Genomic DNA, 22,796 nt, shown 5'->3' on the forward strand with positions numbered 1-22,796 from the left:
TTGCTTAAAAAATCGCTATATAATTTATTATATAGCGATTGGGGGTTATGCATGGACAACCATTTTGGTAAAGGCCTGATGGCCGGATTAAACGCGGAAAATGCGGATAGCGCACGCTCGGTGGCGCATTTTTGCGCGGATTATAAACGCGGTTTTGTACTGGGGTTTTCACATCGAATGTTTGAAAAAACAGGCGATCGACAGCTCAGCGCGTGGGAAGCGGGCATCCTGACGCGTCGCTATGGACTGGATAAGGAGATGGTGATGGATTTCTTTAAAGAGAACCAGTCCAGTACAACAATTCGCTTTTTCATGGCCGGCTATCGGCTCGAAGCTTGATCCGAAAGGGGTATTATCTTGCTTTAATTAATTACACTATTGACCTACGCCTTCGTTTTGTTGCTCCGTCGAAGTATTATATCGCACATAACCATATAAAAAGTGTGGTAAATGGCGCGCCGATCGCAATATGCAACATGCGAATGGTGCAAAATAAAAAGCCAGGTCTTCGCAACGGAATAACTATAAAATGACTGGAGATAACTCTCTCATCAATTCGAGCGGCATCAATCGCCGCGATTTCATGAAGCTTTGTGCAGCACTGGCCGCCACCATGGGGCTCAGTAGCAAAGCCGCCGCAGAAATGGCCGAATCAGTTTCCCGCCCTCAGCGCCCACCGGTTATCTGGATTGGTGCTCAGGAGTGTACGGGTTGTACTGAATCGCTGCTTCGCGCGACACACCCTACAGTGGAAAACCTCGTCCTGGAGACAATCTCTCTGGAATACCACGAGGTACTCTCTGCCGCCTTCGGCCATCAGGTTGAAGAGAATAAACATAACGCTCTGGAGAAGTACAAAGGGCAATATGTTTTGGTTGTAGATGGTTCTATCCCACTGAAAGATAATGGTATTTACTGCATGGTTGCCGGTGAGCCGATCGTGGATCATATCCGCCGGGCCGCTGAAGGCGCAGCCGCTATCATTGCCATTGGCTCTTGCGCCGCGTGGGGTGGTGTTGCTGCCGCTGGCGTTAACCCAACGGGTGCAGTCGGCTTGCAGGAAGTTCTGCCAGGCAAAACCATCATCAACATTCCCGGCTGTCCGCCGAACCCGCATAACTTCCTGGCAACGGTCGCGCATATCATCACTTACGGTAAGCCGCCGAAGCTGGATACCAAAAACCGTCCAACATTCGCCTATGGCCGTTTGATTCACGAACATTGCGAGCGTCGCCCGCACTTCGATGCTGGCCGCTTTGCGAAAGAGTTTGGCGATGAAGGCCACCGTGAAGGCTGGTGTCTCTACCATCTGGGCTGTAAAGGACCCGAAACCTACGGCAACTGCTCAACGCTGCAATTCTGCGATGTTGGCGGCGTGTGGCCGGTGGCTATCGGCCACCCTTGCTACGGCTGTAACGAAGAAGGCGTTGGTTTCCATAAAGGTATTCACCAGCTTGCTCATGTGGAAAACCAAACCCCGCGCTCCGAGAAACCTGACGTCAACATGAAAGAAGGTGGCAATGTCTCTGCCGGCGCGATTGGGCTGCTTGGTGGCGTGGTAGGGCTGGTCGCCGGCGTCAGCGTGATGGCGGTTCGTGAACTGGGTCGTCAGCAGAAGAAAGATAACGCTGACTCACGGGGAGAATAACCGTGAACAGACGTAACTTTATTAAAGCAGCCTCCAGCGGGGCATTGCTGTTGGGCGCTGCGCCGTCCATCAGCCATGCGGCTGCAGAAAACCGTCCGCCGATCCCGGGTTCTCTTGGGATGCTCTATGACTCGACGCTATGCGTGGGCTGCCAGGCCTGTGTCACCAAGTGTCAGGACATCAACTTTCCGGCGCGTAACCCGGAAGGCGAGCAGACCTGGTCAAACAACGACAAGCTGTCGCCGTATACCAATAACATCATCCAGGTGTGGCGTAGCGGAACAGGCGTTAACAAAGACCAGGAAGAAAATGGCTACGCATACATTAAGAAACAGTGCATGCACTGTGTCGATCCGAACTGCGTCTCCGTTTGCCCGGTCTCCGCACTGAAGAAAGATCCGAAAACCGGCATCGTCCACTATGACAAAGATGTCTGCACAGGTTGCCGCTATTGCATGGTCGCCTGTCCGTACAACGTGCCTAAGTACGACTACAACAACCCGTTTGGCGCGCTTCACAAATGTGAACTGTGTAACCAGAAAGGTGTTGAGCGTCTGGATAAAGGCGGTTTACCGGGTTGTGTTGAAGTGTGTCCTGCCGGGGCGGTGATTTTTGGTACGCGTGAAGAGCTGATGGCTGAGGCGAAAAAACGTCTCGCGCTGAAGCCTGGCAGCGAATACCACTATCCGCGTCAGACGGTGAAAGCGGGCGATACCTATCTGCATACGGTACCGAAGTACTACCCACACCTGTACGGTGAGAAGGAAGGTGGTGGTACGCAGGTGATGGTGCTGACGGGTGTTCCTTACGAGGATTTGGATCTGCCAAAACTGGATGATCTTTCAACCGGTGCGCGTTCTGAACATGTTCAACATTCCCTGTATAAGGGCATGATATTACCCCTGGCTGCGCTGGCGGGCTTAACCGTGCTGGTTCGTCGTAACACGAAAAACGACCATCACGACGGAGGAGACGATCATGAGTCATGATCCTAAACCGCTGGGCGGAAAAATAATCAGCAAACCGGTCATTATTTTTGGGCCGTTAATCGTCCTGTGTATGCTCCTGATCGTGAAACGTCTGGTCTTCGGATTGGGTTCAGTCTCCGATCTGAACGGCGGTTTCCCATGGGGTGTATGGATCGCGTTTGACCTGTTGATTGGTACTGGCTTCGCGTGTGGCGGTTGGGCGCTGGCGTGGGCGGTGTATGTTTTCAACAGAGGGCAATACCATCCGTTGGTGCGTCCGGCGCTGCTGGCAAGCCTGTTTGGCTACTCGCTGGGTGGTCTGTCGATCACCATTGACGTCGGTCGTTACTGGAACCTGCCGTATTTCTACATTCCAGGTCACTTCAACGTGAACTCGGTATTGTTCGAAACGGCGGTCTGTATGACCATCTATATCGGCGTCATGGCGCTGGAATTTGCTCCGGCTCTGTTTGAACGTTTGGGGTGGAAAGTCTCTCTCAAGCGTTTGAATAAAGTGATGTTCTTTATTATCGCTCTCGGCGCGCTGCTGCCAACCATGCACCAGTCTTCAATGGGTTCATTGATGATTTCTGCGGGTTATAAGGTGCATCCGCTATGGCAAGCGTATGAAATGTTGCCGCTTTTCTCCGTATTAACCGCCTTTATTATGGGTTTCTCGATCGTCATCTTTGAAGGCTCACTGGTCCAAGCCGGTCTGAAAGGTAACGGTCCGGACGAGAAAAGCTTGTTCATCAAGCTGACGAATACCATCAGCATATTGCTGGCGATTTTCGTGGTTCTGCGCTTTGGCGAGTTGATCTATCGCGACAAACTGTCCTATGCATTTGCAGGCGATCTTTACTCCGTAATGTTCTGGATTGAAGTCGTACTGATGGTCTTCCCGCTGGTGGTGCTGCGCGTCACTAAGCTGCGTAATGACTCACGCATGCTGTATCTGTCCGCGCTGAGCGCATTGCTGGGTTGTGCAACATGGCGTCTGTCCTATTCGCTGGTGGCGTTCAATCCTGGTGGTGGCTACCACTACTTCCCAACCTGGGAAGAACTGTTGATTTCTATTGGTTTTGTGGCTATTGAGATTTGTGCATACATCGTACTCATTCGTCTACTGCCGATACTTCCTCCTTTAAAACAAAACGATCAAAATCGTCATGAGGCGAGCAAAGCATGAGCCAGAGAATTACTATTGATCCGGTAACCCGTATTGAGGGTCATTTACGCATCGACTGCGAAATTGAAAATGGCGTGGTATCTAAAGCATGGGCTTCCGGTACCATGTGGCGCGGCATGGAAGAGATCGTGAAAAACCGCGATCCGCGCGATGCCTGGATGATTGTTCAGCGTATCTGTGGCGTTTGTACTACCACTCACGCTATCTCTTCCGTTCGTGCAGCAGAAAGCGCGCTGAATATTGATGTTCCGGTGAACGCACAGTACATCCGTAACATCATTCTCGCCGCGCACACCACGCATGACCACATTGTTCACTTCTATCAGCTCTCGGCGCTGGACTGGGTGGACATCACCTCGGCGCTGAAAGCCGATCCAGCGAAAGCGTCCGCGATGCTGAACGGTGTGTCCTCCTGGCACCTGAACAGTACGGAAGAGTTCACCAAGGTTCAGAATAAGATCAAAGATCTTGTCGCCAGCGGTCAGTTAGGCATTTTTGCCAACGGTTGCTGGGGTCATCCGGCAATGCAGTTGCCGCCGGAAGTGAACCTGATTGCGGTTGCACACTACCTGCAGGCGCTGGAATGCCAGCGTGATGCCAACCGCGTTGTCGCGCTGTTGGGCGGTAAAACGCCGCATATCCAGAACCTGGCGGTAGGTGGGGTTGCTAACCCAATTAACCTCGACGGCCTCGGCGTGCTGAACCTTGAGCGCCTGATGTACATCAAGTCCTTCATCGACAAGCTGAGCGACTTTGTTGAGCAGGTTTACAAAGTTGATACCGCGGTTATTGCTGCGTTCTACCCTGAGTGGCTGGAACGTGGTCAAGGTGCGGTTAACTATCTGAGCGCGCCGGAATTCCCGACTGACGGTAAAAACGGCAGCTTCCTGTTCCCGGGTGGTTACATCACCAATGAAGATCTGTCGACCTATCGTCCGATCACCTCTCACTCCGATGAATACCTGATCAAAGGGATTCAGGAGAGTGCGAAACACGCGTGGTACAAAGACGAAGCGCCGCAGGCTCCGTGGGAAGGTACAACGGTTCCGGATTACACCGGCTGGTCTGATGACGGCAAATACTCCTGGGTTAAAGCACCGACCTTCTACGGTAAAACGGTTGAAGTGGGTCCGCTGGCCAACATGCTGTGTAAACTGGCGGCCAAACGCGAGTCTACCCATGCCAAGCTGAATGAAATCATCGCGATTTACACCAAGCTGACCGGCAAAACCATCGAAGTGTCGCAACTGCACTCAACGCTGGGCCGTATCATTGGCCGTACCGTTCACTGCTGTGAACTGCAGAACGTTCTGCAGGATCAGTACAACGCGCTGATTGTGAACATTGGTAAAGGCGACCACACCACCTTCGTGAAACCGGATATTCCGGCAACGGGCGAATTTAAAGGCGTTGGTTTCCTCGAAGCGCCGCGCGGTATGCTGTCTCACTGGATGGTGATTAAAGACGGTATTATCAGCAACTACCAGGCGGTTGTTCCGTCAACCTGGAACTCAGGCCCACGTAACTTCAACGATGAAGTCGGACCGTATGAGCGCTCGCTGGTAGGCACGCCAATCGCCGATCCAAACAAACCGCTGGAAGTGGTTCGTACCATTCACTCCTTCGACCCTTGTATGTCATGTGCGGTGCATGTGGTGGACGTTGACGGGAACGAAGTGGTCTCAGTTAAGGTTCTGTAATGAGGATATTAGTCTTAGGGGTCGGCAATATTTTGCTGACCGACGAAGCCATCGGGGTGCGTATCGTTGAGGCGTTAGAGCAACGGTACATCCTGCCAGACTTTGTTGATGTTCTGGACGGTGGTACGGCTGGGATGGAGCTTCTCGGCGATATGGCGAACAGGGATCATCTGATCATTACTGACGCCATAGTGTCGAAGAAAAACACGCCGGGAACGATGATGGTCCTGCGGGATGAAGAGATTCCGGCGCTGTTTACGAACAAAATCTCACCGCACCAGCTTGGCCTGGCCGACGTATTGTCGGCCCTGCGTTTCACCGGCGAGTTTCCGAAAAAGCTGACGTTAGTCGGTGTTATTCCGGAATCGCTGGAACCGCATATTGGGCTAACGCCGACGGTTGAAGCCATGATTGAACCTGCGCTTGAGCAGGTTCTTGCCGCGCTTCGCGAATCAGGCGTTGAAGCGATCCCTCGGGAGGCGGCTCATGTCTGAGGAGTTTGTCGGTTTTCAGACGGCCCCGAAGACGCAAATTCAGGCGGCGTTTGAAGAGATTGCCCGGCGTTCAATGCACGATCTTTCCTTCCTGCATCCGAATATGTCGGTGTATGTCTCTGATTTTACGCTGTTTGAAAGTCAGTGGACGGGGTGTGTTATCACACCCTGGATGCTCAGCGCACTGATTTTCCCCGGACCGGACCAGATCTGGCCGGTGCGTAAAGTCAGCGAAAAAATCGGGTTGCGTCTGCCGTATGGCGAAATGACCTTTACCGTGGGTGAACTGGAGGGCGTATCGCAATACCTCTCTTGTTCGCTGATGTCGCCGCTTTCGCATAGCATGTCGGCACAAGAAGGTGTCCGTCTGGCTGATGATTGCGCGCGCATGCTGTTATCGCTGCCGGTGAGCGATCCGAATGCGCCGCAGCTAAATCGCCGCGCGCTGCTGCTGGGTCGTCGGAACTGCGAAAATGCATGAGCTGTCCCTTTGTCAGAGCGCGGTTGAGATTGTTCAACAGCAGGCAGAGCAGCATGGTGTCAAACGCGTAACCGGCGTTTGGCTGGAAATTGGCGCACTCTCCTGCGTTGAGGAGAGTGCCGTCCGTTTCAGTTTCGACATCGTCTGTCAGGGGACGCTGGCACAGGGTTGTGAGCTGCATATTGATTACAAACCAGCCCAGGCGTGGTGCTGGGATTGCAGTCAGGTTGTGGAAATCACCCAGCATGATGCGCAGTGTCCACTATGTCAGGGCGATCGTCTGCGGGTTGATGCTGGCGATTCACTGAAAGTGAAAAGTATTGAAGTCGAATAACCCATAGGTTGCTATGGGGCGGAGTCAGATATGTGTATTGGAGTCCCTGGTCAGGTTCTGGCCGTTGGTGAAGATATTCACCAGCTTGCGCAGGTTGAAGTGTGCGGCATCAAACGTGATGTCAATATTGCCCTGATTTGTGAAGGTGATACAGCTGAGCTGGTCGGGCAATGGGTGCTGGTGCACGTAGGGTTCGCCATGAGCATCATTGATGAAGATGAAGCTAAAGCCACGTTAGACGCACTTCGCCGTATGGAATACGACGTCACCAGCGCGTGATTTTTTGCCGGATGGCGGCGCAAACGCCTTATCCGGCCTACGGCATGACATCTTTGTAGGCCTGATAAGACGCCCCGGCGTCGCCATCAGGCATTTTAAGCCTGGCGCTTATCTTCGGTATTGGTATCGAAGTCGCTGGCGTCATGGCGTTCATGAAGCTGTTCGTTCAGCGGCCCGTTGGTACGGTTTACAATACGGCCACGCCTAACCGCCGGACGCGCTGCAATCTCTTTTGCCCAGCGCTGCACGTGCTTGTAGCTTCCTGCGTCAAGGAACTCTGCCGCGTCGTACACGTTGCCCAGAACCACATTGCCAAACCACGGCCAGACCGCCATATCGGCAATAGTGTATTCATCTCCGGCCACAAACTGATGCTGCGCTAATTGCTTATCCAGCACGTCGAGCAGGCGCTTGGCTTCCATTGTGAAGCGATTAATAGCGTACTCAATTTTTACCGGCGCATAGTTATAGAAGTGACCAAAACCACCGCCAAGGAAGGGGGCCGCACCCTGTAGCCAGAACAACCAGTTCAGCGTTTCAGTACGTTTAGCCAAATCCTGCGGCAGGAAGTAACCATATTTTTCCGCCAGATAGAGCAGGATTGCGCCAGACTCGAAAACGCGAACCGGCGGATTTTGCGAGTGATCGCGCAGCGCAGGGATCTTCGAGTTCGGATTCACCTCAACAAAGCCGCTGGAAAACTGATCGCCATCGCCAATACGGATAATCCATGCATCGTATTCCGCGCCCTTGACGCCCTGCGCTAGCAGTTCCTCCAGCATAATCGTCACTTTCTGCCCGTTTGGTGTACCCAGCGAATAGAGCTGCAGCGGATGTTTGCCGACCGGCAGCGTTTTCTCATGGGTGGCGCCGGAAACCGGGCGGTTGATATTGGCGAATGCGCCGCCGTTCGATTTTTCCCACGTCCAGACTTTCGCGGGCTGATAGGTATTGTCTGACATGTTGACCTGCCTTCTGAGTGGTTGTGTTGATGCAGTGTAGCAGTTAGGTAGAACTCAATTTAACAGATTGGGACTTTATGTCGCTTTGTGCTGAAAGGGGAAGATAAATCTAACCCGTTCATTGTAGCCGGGCCGTACTCCATGAAGAGGAAATCAATGTTGGACGGAAATTGCTACCGTATTCACCATCAAAAATTGGCGGTGAATAAGCAGTAATAATGAAAAATGGTGTTCCAGGAGTAAGCGATTATCAGGGCCCGGCGGGTGGGTGGGGCGCGGTAAAAGCCGTCACTGCTTCGGTATTTTCGCAAAAGGCTATCGCCCGCGACATTATCGCAATGTTCAAAATGAACCAGGTGAAAGGGTTCGATTGTCCGGGGTGTGCATGGCCGGACCCTGGACATCGTGCGCCAATGGAGTTGTGCGAAAATGGCGTGAAGGCGGTCTCCTGGGAGACAACCAGCAAGAAAGCGTCCCCGGAATTTTTCAGCCGTCATTCGGTTTCCACGCTCTGGCACTACAGCGATTATGAACTGGAAAACATTGGTCGTTTGACGCATCCAATGAAATACGATGCAGCGTCAGACACCTGGCAGGCGGTGGATTGGGATATCGCCTTCCACGACATCGGTGAGCGTCTGCGCAGCTATGACTTAGCGGAACAGGTTGAGTTTTACACCTCCGGCAGAACCTCAAATGAGGCGGCATTTCTGTATCAGCTGTTTGCCCGCGAGTATGGCAGCAACAATTTCCCTGATTGCTCAAACATGTGCCACGGTCCTACCAGCACTGGATTAACGCAGGCCATTGGCCTTGGGAAAGGGACCGTTGAACTGGACGACTTTGACCACTGCGATCTGGTCATTTGTATCGGACATAACCCCGGCACTAACCATCCGCGCATGCTGACCACTTTACGCGAGGTTGCCAAACGCGGAGCCAAAATTATCTCCATCAATCCGCTGAACGAAAGGGGGCTTGAGCGCTTTAGCTTCCCGCAAAGCCCAAGAGAGATGTTTGGTGGCCAGGCCACGGAGCTAAGCAGCGATTACTATCAGGTTAAAATAGGCGGTGATGCCTCGCTGCTCAAAGGCATAATGAAAGCGCTGATCGAAATGGATGAAGCGCGGATCTTACTGGATCGACAGCCATGCCTCGATCATGCTTTTATTCATCAGCATACCGAGGGTTATTCGGCGCTGTATGACGATTTACGCCAGTGTAGCTGGGCAAAACTGGAACAGGACTCCGGACTGACGCGCAGTCAGATGGAGGATCTGGCACACAGCTATAACAAATCCCGCGCCACCATTATTTGTTACGGGTTGGGGATTACCCAGCATAAAAACGGCACCGGGAACGTTCAGCAACTGGTAAACCTGCTGCTGCTGAAAGGCAATATGGGGAAACCGGGCGCGGGGATCTGCCCGTTGCGCGGTCATTCTAACGTGCAGGGTGATCGTTCCGTGGGTATCAATGAAGCGGCGTCCGAAGAGTTCCTGCAACGCCTTGAGGCGCATTTTGCTATCAGCGTGCCGCGCAAGCATGGCCGCTCCAGCGTGGAGAGTATCCGGGCCATCGAACGGGGAGAGGCAAAAGCGCTCATTTGCATGGGGGGTAATCTGGCGGTTGCGATGCCGCAGCCGCAGCGTACTTTTGCGGCGATGAAAAATCTGGATCTGCAGGTCCATGTTGCGACCAAGCTGAACAGATCGCATTTGCTGCTGGCAAAACATAACTACCTGCTGCCCGCGTTAGGGCGAACGGAACGTGACATTCAGGCGACGGGGATCCAGTCGGTGACCGTCGAAGACTCGATGTCGATGGTTCACGCCTCCTGCGGCGCGCTGAAACCGGCTTCCCGCTGGCTAAAATCGGAACCTGCTATTGTTGCTGGTATCGCTCGCGCCACGCTGCCTCTTTCACCAATCAACTGGGAAGCGTTAATCGGAGACTATGCGTTGATCCGTGACGCCATTGCCGCCGTGATCCCAGCGTTCCGTGATTACAACGCACGTATTGCCGAGCCGGGCGGATTTCGCATGGATACGCCCGCCTCGCGACGTGAATGGCGAACGCCGAATGGCAAAGCCAACTTTATCGTCAGCCATCAGCAAGCGGTGGAGCGGGAAAATCAACCTGCCGATGCGTTAGTTCTGGCGACGCTGCGTAGTCACGATCAGTACAACACCACTATCTATGGCATGAACGATCGCTATCGTGGCATTACCGGTCGGCGTGATGTGGTGTTTTTAAGCGCCGAAGAAGCGGCGGCTCGCGGTTTGAGTCAGGGCGATGTGGTCAACGTTCAGGCGCTGGGCGACAACGGCCAGCCCTGTGCGGAACGTGTTATGCACGGTTTAACGGTGGTGATTTACAACATGGCGGCAGGCTCTGTTGGCGCTTATCTGCCTGAAGCGAATATCCTGCTTTCGCTGGATGCGGTAGACACACAGAGTTTGACTCCGGCGTACAAAAGCGTACCGGTCACCCTGAAAAAAGCGTAGTTCCTGCTGTGAATTTTTCGCCTCTGAGCGCCAGCCGCTGCGTTGAGGTGTATGATGATGTCGACCTCTGTCCGGTTAGTGTCGCAGAGCAGGCAATCAGAGCGATAAATTCACGCCAACCTGCTCAGGCTGTATTGTTTTGAGGTAAGGTGCATGAGCAAAGGAACGACCAGTCAGGATGCCCCATTCGGGACATTATTGGGCTACGCCCCAGGCGGCGTAGCAATCTACTCTTCAGATTACAGCTCCCTCGACCCACGGGACTACGACGATGACGCGGCATTTCGCAGCTATATCGACGACGAATATATGGGCCACAAATGGCAGTGCGTAGAGTTTGCCCGCCGTTTTCTCTTCCTGAACTATGGCATGGTTTTCACCGATGTGGGCATGGCATGGGAGATCTTCTCCTTACGCTTCCTGCGTGAAGTGGTGAATGACAATATCCTGCCGTTACAGGCATTTCCGAATGGTTCACCCCGTGCGCCAGTTGCAGGTGCTCTGCTTATCTGGCAGAAAGGCGGCGAATTTAAAGACACCGGCCATGTGGCGGTAGTCACCCAATTGCTGGAAAACAAAATCCGCATTGCCGAACAGAACGTGATCCACACGCCGCTGCCTCCCGGACAGCAGTGGACCCGCGAACTGGAAATGGTGGTTGAAAACGGTTGTTATACCCTGCGTGATACCTTTGACGACACCACCATCCTTGGTTGGATGATCCAGACCGATGATACCCGTGACAGCCTGCCGCAGCCGGAGATCGCCAATGACTCACTGAAAATTAGCGGCGCGCGACTGGAAAATAGTGGCCAGTTCGACGGTAAATGGCTGGATGAGCAGGATCCGCTGCAAAAAGCCTACGTGCTGGCGAACGGTCACGTCATTAATCAGGATCCGCATCAGTACTTCACCATTACCGAGAGCGCGGAGCAGGAGCTGATTAAAGCCACCAACGAACTGCACCTGATGTATCTACACGCGACCGACAAAGTGCTAAAAGACGACAACCTGCTCGCGCTTTTCGACATCCCGAAAATCCTCTGGCCGCGTCTGCGTCTTTCCTGGCAGCGTCGTCGGCATCATATGATCACGGGGCGTATGGATTTCTGTATGGATGAACGCGGACTGAAGGTATATGAGTACAACGCCGATTCCGCATCCTGTCATACCGAAGCCGGTTTGATCCTCGAAAGATGGGCCGAGCGGGGCTACACAGGACAGGGACATAATCCGGCTGAAGGATTGATCAACGAACTGGCTGGCGCCTGGAAACACAGCCGCGCGCGTCCTTTTGTCCACATCATGCAGGATAAGGATATTGAGGAAAACTATCACGCGCAGTTTATGCAGCAGGCACTGCGTCAGGCTGGGTTTGACAGCAAAATTCTGCGTGGCCTCGATGAGCTACGTTGGGATGACGCCGGTCAGTTGATTGACGGTGATGGTCGCCTGGTGAACTGCGTCTGGAAAACCTGGGCGTGGGAAACCGCGATAGAGCAGGTGCGAGAGGTCAGCGAAACGGAGTATGCCGCAGTGCCCATCCGTACCGGGCATACCAATCAGGAAGTGCGTTTGATAGACGTGCTACTACGCCCGGAAGTGCTGGTCTTCGAGCCTCTGTGGACGGTGATCCCTGGCAACAAAGCGATTCTGCCGATCCTGTGGCAATTGTTCCCGCACCATCGCTATCTGCTTGATACTGATTTCACTGTTAATGAAGAGCTGGCGCGAACCGGTTATGCAGTGAAACCTATTGCAGGACGTTGTGGCAGCAACATCGATCTGGTGAGCCACCAGGAAGAGCTCCTGGATAAAACCAGCGGTAAGTTTGCTGAACAGAAGAACATTTATCAGCAGCTTTGGTGTCTGCCGAAGGTTGCCGGTAAATATATTCAGGTTTGTACCTTCACCGTGGGCGGTAACTACGGCGGAACCTGTCTGCGCGGCGACGAGTCGCTGGTAATTAAAAAAGAGAGCGATATAGAGCCGCTGATTGTGGTGAAGGAAGCGTAATCTTTCTTCATGTCCAGAAATGAGGTGCGAAAAGCCGGAGTATATCTTCGGCTTTTTTTTATTTATAGTTAAATTGATTCCGATTATATTTTAATAAACACCGTGGCATATATTTATAATGATAATTATTTATTTTGGTAATGTTTCTTAATAAGAATACATTTATTCAGTGAATGCATTTAACATTAATTAATTCCTGTGGCTTGTATTAGATAAAGAGCTTCTTGATCTCTTTTTTAAATAAATAATTATAATGTGTTATTTGGTTGATTGGTGATATTGATCATGTTTTCACTTGGATAATATATCGGATTACGTCGCTATACTAATTATAATCATTAATTGTCATTAACAGTCGTTATTGGCTGCCCACAAAAATGACGTTGTATGAGACTCGTTGAGCGATTGGAAAATGCTCTGTTAGGAAACGCAAAACATCGGCAGGAATCGCCGGTCTGAGAGGGACGTATGGGTGACAGTTTTCAGAATGAAGTGCCAACGGCACGCGTTAATATCAAGTTAGATTTACATACCGGAGGCGTTCAGAAAAAAGTTGAATTGCCGTTAAAACTTTTAACCGTGGGTGATTTCAGTAATGGTAGAGAACAACGACCACTATCGGAACGCGAAAAGGTTGATATTAATAAAAATAATTTCAATGATGTGTTAGCTAAGTTCTCACCAGTGGTTAATCTGAGTGTTAAAAATACGTTAGCTGGCGATGATAGAAATGACGATATTAATCTTACCTTTAAAAATATCCGCGATTTTGAGCCTGAGCAGGTAGCCAGAAATATCCCACAATTACGCGTTCTGTTGGCTATGCGTAACTTACTTCGTGACCTGAAATCTAACTTACTCGATAACGCTGCTTTTCGCCGCGAGCTGGAAACCATCCTAAAGGATCCAGCCCTGAGTCAGGAACTGCGTAATGAACTGGCAACCATGATGCCAGAAGAGATTTAACGCTATACAGGGTTTCCTCCGCTTAATTGGCAGGAATAGTAAAGGACCATAAAAGGAATATGTTGATGTCTGTTCAGGAACATACCTCTTCAGTCGCGGCCACTACGACCAGTGAACGCAGCGTTTATCAATCCCTCTTTGACAAAATTAATCTTTCCCCAGTTTCGGCATTAAAAAATGTAGATGCGTGGCAGAGCGATGAAGCGCTTTCTGATGCCGCTCCGGCTGAACGCGTGACCGCCGCTATTCAGGTTCTGGTCTCATGTCTGGCGGACGCGGCACAGCCAGTAGAGCGCCTGGATAAAACGCTGCTTGATGAACAAATTGCTCGTCTTGATAAGCAGATTAGCGATCAGGTTAATGAAGTTATGCATCATGCTGAGTTTCAGAAACAAGAATCGCTCTGGCGCGGTTTACATTCGATGATCACCGGCATCGATTTTCGTCGCAATGTCCGGGTAGAAATGATGGATATCAGCAAGGATGCGTTACGTGATGATTTTGACGATGCGCCGGAGCTTATCCAGAGCGGGTTATACCGCCATGTTTATATTGAAGAATATGATCAGCCTGGCGGCGAACCCATTGCGGCAATGATTTCAGCGTACGAATTTGATAACAGCCCGCAGGATATTGCACTGCTGCGCAATATTTCTGGCGTGTCGGCAGCCTGTCATATGCCGTTTATTGGTGCCGTTGGGCCGAAATTTTTCCTGAAAGAAAATATGGAAGAAGTCGCGGCCATAAAAGACATCAATGATTATTTCGAACGTGCTGAATACATCAAGTGGAAAGCATTTCGTGATAGCGACGATTCACGCTACATCGGGCTGACTATGCCGCGTGTATTGGGTCGTCTGCCGTATGGTCCTGATACCGTGCCGGTACGTAGCTTTAACTATGTTGAAGAGGTGAAGGGGCCGGATCACGAAAAATATCTTTGGACCAGCGCATCTTTCTCTTTCGCTGTGAACATGGTGAAAAGTTTTATCAAGAATGGCTGGTGCGTCCAGATCCGTGGGCCGCAGGCGGGCGGCGCAGTTAAAGACTTGCCTATCCATTTGTACGATCTGGGTACGGGTAATCAGGTGAAGATTCCATCTGAGGTGATGATTCCGGAAACCCGGGAGTTTGAATTCGCCAACCTTGGTTTTATTCCGCTTTCTTATTACAAGAATCGTGATTACGCCTGCTTCTTCTCCGCTAACTCGGCTCAGAAACCTGCGCAGTATGATACGCCGGAAGCGACGGCTAACAGTCGGATTAACTCTCGTTTGCCGTATATCTTCCTGCTTTCTCGTATTGCACATTACCTGAAAATACTGCAGCGAGAAAATATTGGTACGACCAAAGATCGCCGCCTGCTTGAGCTTGAGCTTAATAATTGGTTGCGCAGTCTGGTAACCGAAATGACCGATCCTGGCGATGATTTGCAGGCATCACACCCGCTGCGTGATGGGCGTGTCGTGGTGGAGGATATTGAGGATAATCCCGGTTTCTTCTGTGTACGCCTGTATGCCATTCCGCATTTCCAGGTTGAAGGTATGGACGTCAGCTTGTCGTTAGTTTCACAAATGCCTAAGTCGAAATCTTAACGACGCAGCGCACAGGAGGTGCGATGAAGATCTATCGTCCGTTATGGAGCGAGGGGGCCTTTCTGGCTCCCCAGCAGTTTCAGCAACAGACACGTTGGGATGCCTATGTCGCTGACGTTGTTGCTCACATGTCACTTTCATCACCGTGGGGTGTCATCAGCGCGGAGTTTGATGAAAGTGCGCTAACGGTTTCCCGTTTGAATCCCGTTAATCTGGTTGTGCGCTTTCCTGACGGCACGTTAGTGGATACAGGTATTTCAGATAACCTGCCTCCGGCGTGTGATTTATCGCATCTTACTGGTTACAGCAGTGTTGAGATCGTGCTGGCGTTGCCGCTGCTTTCGGCTAATGGCGGTAATCTTTCATCAGGTAACGGCGTTAGCCGTCCGTGTCGTTGGCAGCAGGAATGGCTGCCAGTACAGGATCTCTCAGGTCAGGAAAGAACTGATATGGCAGTGCTGCGGCATGCTATCACCCTCCGGTATAGCCATGACGATAACAGCGCTTACCTGACTTGTCCGGTAGCTTGCCTTATTCGTAATGCTCAGGGGCAATGGGAGCTGGGACGTGATTTTTTACCCCCAGCGCTTTCACTCTCAGCCAGCCCCTCATTAATCAATTCGCTTAGTGATTTGGTGCATCGTATCCAGGCTCGTTGTCGCCGCCTGATGGCCTTGCGCCGAGAAAGTAATGAACGAATGGCGGATTTTGCGGTAGCTGATGTTTCGTTGTTTTGGCTGCTGAATGCGCTTAATAGCTCAGAGCCTGTTCTGAAAGAAATGCTGCAAAACCCAGGCCGTCACCCCGAACTTTTGTGGCGTGAGCTGGCGCGGTTAGCAGGCAGCCTGCTGACTTTTTCATTAGACCATGATGTCAGCGTTGTACCTCCATACCAGCACGCAAATCCGCAGCAGGTATTCCCTCCGCTGTTTGTGCTTTTGGTGGAACTGCTGGAAGCCAGCCTGCCATCTCGCGTTGTCGCTATTGAACTGACGCAAGAGCGACAGTTCTGGTATGGCGCTTTGTCGGATGCCCGACTGCGTGAAGGCGCTGATTTTTACCTTTCCGTTCGCTCGGATCTTCCTGCGCATGTCCTCCTTACGCAATTCCCACAGCTCTGTAAAGCAGGGAGCCGGGCAGATGTCTCTGATGTCGTCAATGTGGCACTGAGTGGTATTCCTTTAAAACCGCTAACGCATGTACCCGCAGCCATCCCGTTACGACTGGAAAATCAATACTTTGCTCTTGAGATTAATCATCCAGCAGCCCAGGCCATGCTGGATGCCGGTAATTGCGCTTTCTATGTGCCGGGAACGTTGGGAGAGATTCAACTTGAGCTTTTCGCGGTCTTAAGGGATTGAAATAAATGAATAAGGATATTGATCAGGTGTTTTGGCCAACCTGGCTTGCTGTCAGCCAGTTACGTGGCGGGGCGGAAGTCGATGATGGGGCTGCTTTTTATCGCCAGGCCTGTCAATGGGTTGATTCTGCGCGTGAGGCATTGCGCGAGATGGGGTACAGCGAACACAGCGTTGAGCACATGCTCTACACGCAATGTGCGTTACTGGATGAAAGCGTGTTGAACCGCAATCGGCAGGATAGCGGTTATACCACCTGGCTTGCGACCCCTTTACAGGCCCGCTATTTCAACACGACCAATGCAGGAGAAGAGCTCTGGGAGCGCATCCGTACCGTCCTGCGCGAGTCCGTTCCTGATACTGCCGTATTAACCTGCTTTTATCGTGCAATCACGCTCGGTTTTGTTGGGCGCTATCGTGAGCAAGGTGACGAGCGTCGTGAAGATGTTCTTGAAGCGCTGGCGACTCAGGCGATGCCTTTTAAGTTAAAGCACGATGCCCCAGTTATCATGCTGGCCTCTGGATTCTCAGGCGGTAAGCGCCGCTGGTGGTTGGCATGGATTGTCGGTGCGCTGGCGTTGGGTGCCCTGTGGCTGACATTTTCTCATGTCTTACAAGGGCAGGTAGCTCAGCTTATTGGGCAGGGATAAGGCATGGCTCAGTTGCGAGGGATCGTTAACTCTGTGCTGGCGGCCGTGCTGGCTTTGTTGCTGGTCTGGGGATTTAGTCCGTTAAGTGCGGGTGTAAGGAGTGGGCTTACCGTCTTTATTTTACTGCTTTTCATTCCAGGGATGGTTTATGCCTGGCGTCAGTATGGTCGGTTGAAGTCTGCTCATTCTGCTCATGAAGTTCCGCTCCCTCCGGAGAGTTTCAGTGGGCCTGTTGTGCTGGTGTGTGGCGATAATGATCCCTTGTTTGCCGGACGCGGCGATTCTTGCGAGAGTTCACAGGGCTGGTATTTATCTGTCCAGTCCCCGGAGCATTATATTGCTCTGGTTCGTCAGTTAGCTACGCAGCGTCCGGGGCTTCTTATGCGCGTTTCCGTGATGCTGGCCTTGGCTCCAGAACGGCATAATGATGAAGGCGCGCTTAAGCACATGCTGCTCAGCTGGCGGCGTGTGGTGGCCCAAAGCCGGCGTTGGTTATCAGGTATACCGCCGTTTTGGCTGTGCTGTTGGCTGAATTCTCCTCAGTGCAATGAGAGTGTACGTTGGTTTATTCGTACGCCTCAGGATGCGGAAGTGCAGTCGGCTACGGGATTAGACGACTTTGCGGCTTTCTCTTCGCAAGAGCGCCCGGCTCGTCATTTTCATCTTACACATGCAGTGTGGTTAGATAATTTACTGGGATGGCTGCAGAAGGTACAAGGCGACACCGAGCGCCATGCTCCGCCTCTTTTCTCTGCTTTACGGGTAGTGTGTTTCACCTCATTGGCGGTCTGCGAAAATAATCTGTGGCAACGGCATATCACGGCTCAAACAACGCTTCCTCCAGCCGCGTCAGCAGCGCCCGTACAGTTGCCTTTTCCTGATTTAGCATTGCCTTTTTTATCCCACCGCCGGGCGCTGACTGCTTTTCAACGAGCGGTGGGCGTAAGTGGTCTTCTGTGCGGCCTTTTTGTCGGGCTGGCAATGACATGCAGCTTTATCAATAACCAACATCTCATCAGGATCACCAACGATCATTTGACGGTATACCGCCATCTTAGCGGTAATCCTGTCGAGCCAAAGATTCAGGCTCAGGATCAACTTCGTCGGGATGCGCAGCGGCTGGATCGCTGGTATCAGCGAGGTGAACCCCTTTCTCTTTCAATGGGATTGTATCAGGGGATGAGATTGATCCCGCCTTTGCTGGCCGTCATCAGCGACTGGCTACCACCTGAAAAACCGAAAGTGACCTCCCCGCAAACCGTACGTCTGGACAGTATGTCGCTGTTTGATACGGGCAAATGGGCGTTAAAAGCCGGTTCAACAAAAGTACTCATTAGGGCTTTGGTCAATATCAAAGCTAAACCCGGTTGGCTGATCGTCATCGCCGGACATACCGATGATGTGGGTGACGATAAATCTAATCAGCAGCTTTCTCTCAAACGTGCGGAATCTGTTCGCGACTGGATGCGCGATACCGGCGATGTTGCGGAGAGCTGTTTTGCCGTTCAGGGCTATGGCGAATTACGTCCCTACAAAAGCAACGATACGCCTGAGGGGCGGGCAGCTAACCGCCGTGTAGAGATCAGTCTGGTACCGCAGGCTGATGCCTGTCAGGTACCGGGCATGAAGGAACCGTCACCGCAAGGCGGTGACGCATTAGCGAAGTAAAAAATGGAGAAAGAGTTATGGCAATTCCAGTCTACCTTTGGCTGAAAGACGACGGCGGCGCGGATATTAAAGGCTCTGTTGATGTGAAAGACCGTGTGGGCAGTATCGAAGTCGTGGCCCAGGAACATAATCTGTACATCCCTACGGATAACAACACCGGTAAGTTGACCGGGACGCGCATCCATACCCCGTTCCTTTTCACTAAGGAAATCGATGCCTCCAGCCCGTATCTGTACAAGGCTGTAACCACCGGTCAGACCCTGCGTCAGGCAGAGTTCAAATGGTATCGCATCAATGATGCGGGTCAGGAAGTGGAATACTTCAACACCACACTGCACAACGTGAAAGTGGTGAAAGTAAACCCGGTGATGTACGACATTAAAGATCCCGCTAAAGAGAAGCATAACCACCTGGAACAGATTGAACTGCGCTACGAGAAGATCGTCTGGACCTATAAGGATGGCAACATCATCCATTCTGACGCCTGGAACGAGCGTACCACCGCGTAATGCACTAACGGATGAGGATTTCCTCATCCGTTTTTTTTATGCCCTCTGCTGAGCGTCCCGGGCGGGGTTCAGCAGAGAGTATCAACATCACTATTACCTTATGGGCATTGGATTACGGCCACGGGCGGTAGCGTGCCTGAATACAGGGAGTCAGGAAGCAAATGGAACACCAGTCAGCAGTGTTATTACGACGTCTCAACCCCTATTGTGCTCAGGCGCTTGAAGCAGCGGCATCGTTATGCCAGACGCGCGCGCATGCAGAAATCACACCCGAACACTGGTTACTAAAGCTGCTGGAGCAGGGAGAGGGCGATATTACGGTCATTGCTCGTCGTTATGAATGGGATATCGACAATCTCTGGCAGTCACTGCTGGCGCATCTGGATGTTCAGCCTCGTTCCGTGAAAAGTCGCCCGCAGTTGTCTGATGCGCTCCTTTCTTTAATGCAACAAGCGTGGCTGTGTGCCGCAACGGATGAAAATTCGCAGATACGTGGCGTACATCTGCTGATGGCGCTGGTAGGAAAGCCTTCACTATTGCAGTGTGACGGCCTGTGGCCTCTTTTGAGCGCCGGACATATTCAACTGGAACGGCTTCTGCCGCTATTAAATGTCCAGTCGGATGAACGTCCGGAAAGGCAGCAAGAAGCCGCTCTGATGCAGGTTTCCCCAGATGACGAAGTGCGTCCAGGACTGGCTCAGTCGACGTTGTCGCCAGCATTACAAGGCGTGCTCGATAAATTTACGCTGGATGTGACCGCGAAAGCGCGTGCAGGCGATATCGACCCGATATTTGGTCGCGATAATGAAATCCGGCAAATGGTGGATGTGCTGTCCCGTCGGCGAAAAAATAATCCCATTCTGGTCGGGGAACCTGGCGTCGGCAAGACCGCTCTGGTGGAGGGGCTGGCGCTGCGTATTGCTGAAGGTAATGTGCCTGATAGCCTGAAATCAGTAACGCTACGCACGCTGGATCTTGGGCTGTTACAAGCCGGTGCTGGAGTGAAAGGTGAGTTTGAGCAGCGGTTAAAAAATATCATTGATGCCGTTCAGCAATCGCCAACGCCTGTTCTGCTCTTTATTGATGAAGCCCATACCATCATCGGGGCTGGTAATCAGGCGGGGGGCGCAGACGCAGCCAACCTGCTAAAACCCGCTCTGGCCAGAGGTGAACTACGAACCATCGCGGCAACCACATGGAGCGAATATAAACAGTATTTTGAGCGTGATGCTGCGCTGGAGCGGCGTTTTCAGATGGTTAAAGTTGATGAGCCGGATGATGACACTGCCTGTTTAATGCTGCGTGGTCTGAAATCACGCTATGCAGAACATCATGGCGTTCACATTACCGACGAAGCAGTTAAAGCCGCCGTTACGCTCTCTCGCCGCTATCTTACCGGGCGGCAATTACCCGACAAAGCCGTCGATCTGCTGGATACCGCAGGTGCAAGAGTGCGGATGAGCCTTGATACCGTTCCTGAACCACTGACGCGTTTGAAGTCGGAGATCACCGCGCTTGAAATTGAAAAGCAGGCATTGCTTGCAGACCTCGCGGTAGGAAATGGCCAGCATGGTGAAAGGCTGGCCAGTATTGAACAGCGGGAAAATCGTCTGCTTGTCGAACTGGATGAACGCGAAACCCAGTACGGCCAGGAATTAACGCTCACTGAGCAACTGCTGGCCAGCCGCCGTGATATTTCTCGTCAGGCGGAAACGGTTGAATTACAGCAGCAGCTTAGTGTGCTTCAGCAGGGTCATCCGTTACTGTTTCCGGATGTAGACGCGCGCACCGTTGCTACGGTGATAGCTGACTGGACCGGTGTACCTTTGTCTTCATTAATGAAGGATTCCCAGGCGGATTTGTTGACGCTTGAAACCCAGATGGGAAACCGCGTTATCGGGCAGGATTACGCGCTGAATACAATCGCACAGCGGTTGCGGGCATCAAAAACAGGGCTTACGCCGGAAAATGGCCCACAGGGCGTGTTTCTGCTTACCGGGCCAAGCGGAACCGGCAAAACAGAGACTGCGCTGGCCCTGGCTGACATTCTCTTTGGCGGTGAAAAATCGCTGATCACGATTAATCTGTCTGAGTATCAGGAGCCGCATACCGTGAGCCAGCTAAAGGGCTCACCTCCGGGATACGTGGGTTATGGACAGGGAGGGATCCTGACCGAAGCGGTGCGAAAACGCCCCTATAGCGTGGTACTACTGGATGAAGTAGAAAAAGCGCATCGCGACGTCATGAACCTGTTTTACCAGGTATTTGACCGTGGTTTCATGCGTGACGGCGAAGGTCGTGAAATTGATTTTCGCAATACCGTTATTTTGATGACTTCCAATCTTGGCGGCGACGCAGTGATGCAACTGCTGGAAGAGCAACCGGAAACCACAGAGTCAGAGTTGCACGAACTGCTGCGCCCACTGTTGCGCGATCATTTCCAGCCGGCGCTGCTGGCCCGCTTCCAGACAATTATCTACCATCCGCTCAGTGAATCTGCGTTACGTACGATTGTACAGATGAAACTGGAGCAGGTTAGCCAGCGATTACTGCGTCACTACGGCATCACCACAATAATATCCGAGAACCTTTTTGATGCCCTGACCGCCGCTTGCCTGCTACCGGATACGGGAGCGAGGAATATTGATAGTCTGCTGAATCAACAAATCTTACCTGTGCTCAGTCAGCAGTTGTTAACGTATCTTTCCCGGCAGCAAAAACCTCAGCAACTCACTCTAAGTTGGAATGATGAAGAGGGAATGATGCTGGAGTTTAATGATGAGTAAACGTGACGATATTATTGAACCTTCCGAGTGGACCTTGGATCGTAAAACAGGGCTTGTTTACAGCGAAATATTGGGATGGATAGATATAGGCCATGCACAGGGAAGTGATATTAAAAACCTACTGTTAGATATAAAACGAGGTGAATCAAGTCGTGATGGTTATTATGATGTCACCTATAGCCAAAAGATGTTTGTATATCATCGCCAGTTTGGGACAGGAAAGTTTGTTAAGTGGCGTATCAAACAAGGTTTATCTACATGTGAGAAAAACAGCGTTGCGTTAGCCATGATGATGATGACGGCGCGCTTGTTTGAACGTTTGCAATCTAATTGGTGTTTTAGTTGGTATACCGACAGTGGGTTTAGCGGAGAGGATCTTACCTCCGATCTTTTAGGCTTCTACCGGGCAATCCTTCCCTCAGACTACCCGTCAAGACTGAGCTTAGTCAGTAAAGAGCGGGCACTGAGTAGATGGGATTTTTATGGGCCGATAGGCAATTATAAGAATAAAGGATTTTTACCATTACTGTTTCCAGACCCCCAGGATAACTGTGCTGTCCATAAACCTTATAAAGGGCGCCTGCCTTCATTTATGACATGGGTGCAACCGTGGAGTGATTTCACTTCTGGTCGGGTAGAAATTATCACCGGGGATGGCGGTTATTATTCATTTTTGTCGAGGTGAA

Annotated in this window: 20 protein-coding genes; 19 read left to right on the top strand and 1 reads right to left on the bottom strand. The window is 51.8% G+C overall.

Going from position 1 to position 22,796, the window contains the following annotated elements; genetic code table 11:
* The first annotated feature begins 51 nt into the window (after window positions 1-51).
* From FDW97_RS04195 to hybG, 9 genes are all read left to right on the top strand, one after another.
* On the top strand, window positions 52-339 hold the full coding sequence (locus FDW97_RS04195; RefSeq protein ID WP_038633845.1) for a DUF2623 family protein: 288 nt from the start codon (window positions 52-54) through the stop codon (window positions 337-339).
* A gap of 190 nt (window positions 340-529) precedes the next feature.
* Window positions 530-1,648 (top strand): hydrogenase 2 small subunit, encoded by a 1,119-nt coding sequence (gene hybO, locus FDW97_RS04200; RefSeq protein ID WP_003024486.1) that lies wholly within the window; start codon window positions 530-532, stop codon window positions 1,646-1,648.
* Window positions 1,649-1,650: 2 nt separating this feature from the next.
* A complete protein-coding gene (gene hybA, locus FDW97_RS04205) occupies window positions 1,651-2,637 on the top strand; it encodes a hydrogenase 2 operon protein HybA (RefSeq protein ID WP_003828357.1) in 987 nt (328 codons plus the stop codon).
* Entirely contained in the window at window positions 2,627-3,805 is a 1,179-nt protein-coding gene (gene hybB, locus FDW97_RS04210; protein ID WP_038633842.1) for a Ni/Fe-hydrogenase cytochrome b subunit, read from the top strand. Before hybA ends, hybB begins: the two co-directional genes overlap by 11 nt.
* Window positions 3,802-5,505, top strand: a complete 1,704-nt coding sequence (hybC, locus tag FDW97_RS04215) for a hydrogenase 2 large subunit (RefSeq protein WP_038633838.1) — start codon at window positions 3,802-3,804, stop codon at window positions 5,503-5,505. Before hybB ends, hybC begins: the two co-directional genes overlap by 4 nt.
* Window positions 5,505-5,999, top strand: coding sequence for a HyaD/HybD family hydrogenase maturation endopeptidase (locus FDW97_RS04220; RefSeq protein ID WP_137350686.1), 495 nt, complete (start codon window positions 5,505-5,507; stop codon window positions 5,997-5,999). Before hybC ends, FDW97_RS04220 begins: the two co-directional genes overlap by 1 nt.
* The gene (gene hybE / locus FDW97_RS04225; protein ID WP_137350687.1) at window positions 5,992-6,480 is read left to right on the top strand and encodes a hydrogenase-2 assembly chaperone; all 489 of its coding nucleotides are present in this window, start codon (window positions 5,992-5,994) and stop codon (window positions 6,478-6,480) included. The genes FDW97_RS04220 and hybE overlap by 8 nt, the downstream gene beginning before the upstream one ends.
* Window positions 6,473-6,814 carry a hydrogenase maturation nickel metallochaperone HypA gene (gene hypA, locus FDW97_RS04230; protein ID WP_003828349.1) on the top strand — a complete coding sequence of 114 codons (342 nt, stop codon included), beginning with the start codon at window positions 6,473-6,475 and terminating at the stop codon, window positions 6,812-6,814. Before hybE ends, hypA begins: the two co-directional genes overlap by 8 nt.
* Window positions 6,815-6,844: 30 nt before the next feature.
* A complete protein-coding gene (hybG, locus tag FDW97_RS04235) occupies window positions 6,845-7,093 on the top strand; it encodes a hydrogenase maturation factor HybG (RefSeq protein WP_003024459.1) in 249 nt (82 codons plus the stop codon).
* Window positions 7,094-7,188: 95 nt separating this feature from the next.
* Here hybG and yghU read toward each other — a convergent pair whose 3' ends face one another.
* Window positions 7,189-8,055, bottom strand: coding sequence for a glutathione-dependent disulfide-bond oxidoreductase (gene yghU, locus FDW97_RS04240; protein WP_137350688.1), 867 nt, complete (start codon window positions 8,053-8,055; stop codon window positions 7,189-7,191).
* 218 nt (window positions 8,056-8,273) lie between these two features.
* Between yghU and FDW97_RS04245 the strand changes: the two genes are divergently transcribed.
* From FDW97_RS04245 to FDW97_RS04290, 10 genes are all read left to right on the top strand, one after another.
* The gene (locus tag FDW97_RS04245) at window positions 8,274-10,562 is read left to right on the top strand and encodes an FdhF/YdeP family oxidoreductase (protein ID WP_137350689.1); all 2,289 of its coding nucleotides are present in this window, start codon (window positions 8,274-8,276) and stop codon (window positions 10,560-10,562) included.
* Between the two features lie 153 nt (window positions 10,563-10,715).
* A complete protein-coding gene (gss, locus tag FDW97_RS04250; protein ID WP_121529545.1) occupies window positions 10,716-12,578 on the top strand; it encodes a bifunctional glutathionylspermidine amidase/synthase in 1,863 nt (620 codons plus the stop codon).
* Between the two features lie 468 nt (window positions 12,579-13,046).
* Window positions 13,047-13,544 (top strand): type VI secretion system contractile sheath small subunit, encoded by a 498-nt coding sequence (gene tssB, locus FDW97_RS04255; RefSeq protein ID WP_085048740.1) that lies wholly within the window; start codon window positions 13,047-13,049, stop codon window positions 13,542-13,544.
* A 65-nt stretch (window positions 13,545-13,609) separates the two neighbouring features.
* Window positions 13,610-15,139 (top strand): type VI secretion system contractile sheath large subunit, encoded by a 1,530-nt coding sequence (gene tssC / locus FDW97_RS04260; protein WP_137350690.1) that lies wholly within the window; start codon window positions 13,610-13,612, stop codon window positions 15,137-15,139.
* 23 nt (window positions 15,140-15,162) lie between these two features.
* Window positions 15,163-16,500, top strand: a complete 1,338-nt coding sequence (tssK, locus tag FDW97_RS04265; protein ID WP_137350691.1) for a type VI secretion system baseplate subunit TssK — start codon at window positions 15,163-15,165, stop codon at window positions 16,498-16,500.
* A 5-nt stretch (window positions 16,501-16,505) separates the two neighbouring features.
* Window positions 16,506-17,147, top strand: a complete 642-nt coding sequence (gene tssL, locus FDW97_RS04270) for a type VI secretion system protein TssL, short form (protein ID WP_087856812.1) — start codon at window positions 16,506-16,508, stop codon at window positions 17,145-17,147.
* Between the two features lie 3 nt (window positions 17,148-17,150).
* Entirely contained in the window at window positions 17,151-18,815 is a 1,665-nt protein-coding gene (locus tag FDW97_RS04275) for an OmpA family protein (protein WP_137350692.1), read from the top strand.
* 17 nt (window positions 18,816-18,832) lie between these two features.
* Window positions 18,833-19,324: a type VI secretion system tube protein TssD gene (gene tssD / locus FDW97_RS04280; protein WP_003024437.1), complete on the top strand. Its 492-nt coding sequence runs from the start codon at window positions 18,833-18,835 to the stop codon at window positions 19,322-19,324.
* A 161-nt stretch (window positions 19,325-19,485) separates the two neighbouring features.
* The gene (tssH, locus tag FDW97_RS04285) at window positions 19,486-22,110 is read left to right on the top strand and encodes a type VI secretion system ATPase TssH (protein ID WP_137350693.1); all 2,625 of its coding nucleotides are present in this window, start codon (window positions 19,486-19,488) and stop codon (window positions 22,108-22,110) included.
* Entirely contained in the window at window positions 22,103-22,795 is a 693-nt protein-coding gene (locus FDW97_RS04290) for a hypothetical protein (protein WP_121529540.1), read from the top strand. Before tssH ends, FDW97_RS04290 begins: the two co-directional genes overlap by 8 nt.
* Window position 22,796 lies beyond the last annotated feature (1 nt).

Source organism: Citrobacter sp. wls708, assembly GCF_005281255.1.
GTDB lineage: Bacteria > Pseudomonadota > Gammaproteobacteria > Enterobacterales > Enterobacteriaceae > Citrobacter > Citrobacter werkmanii.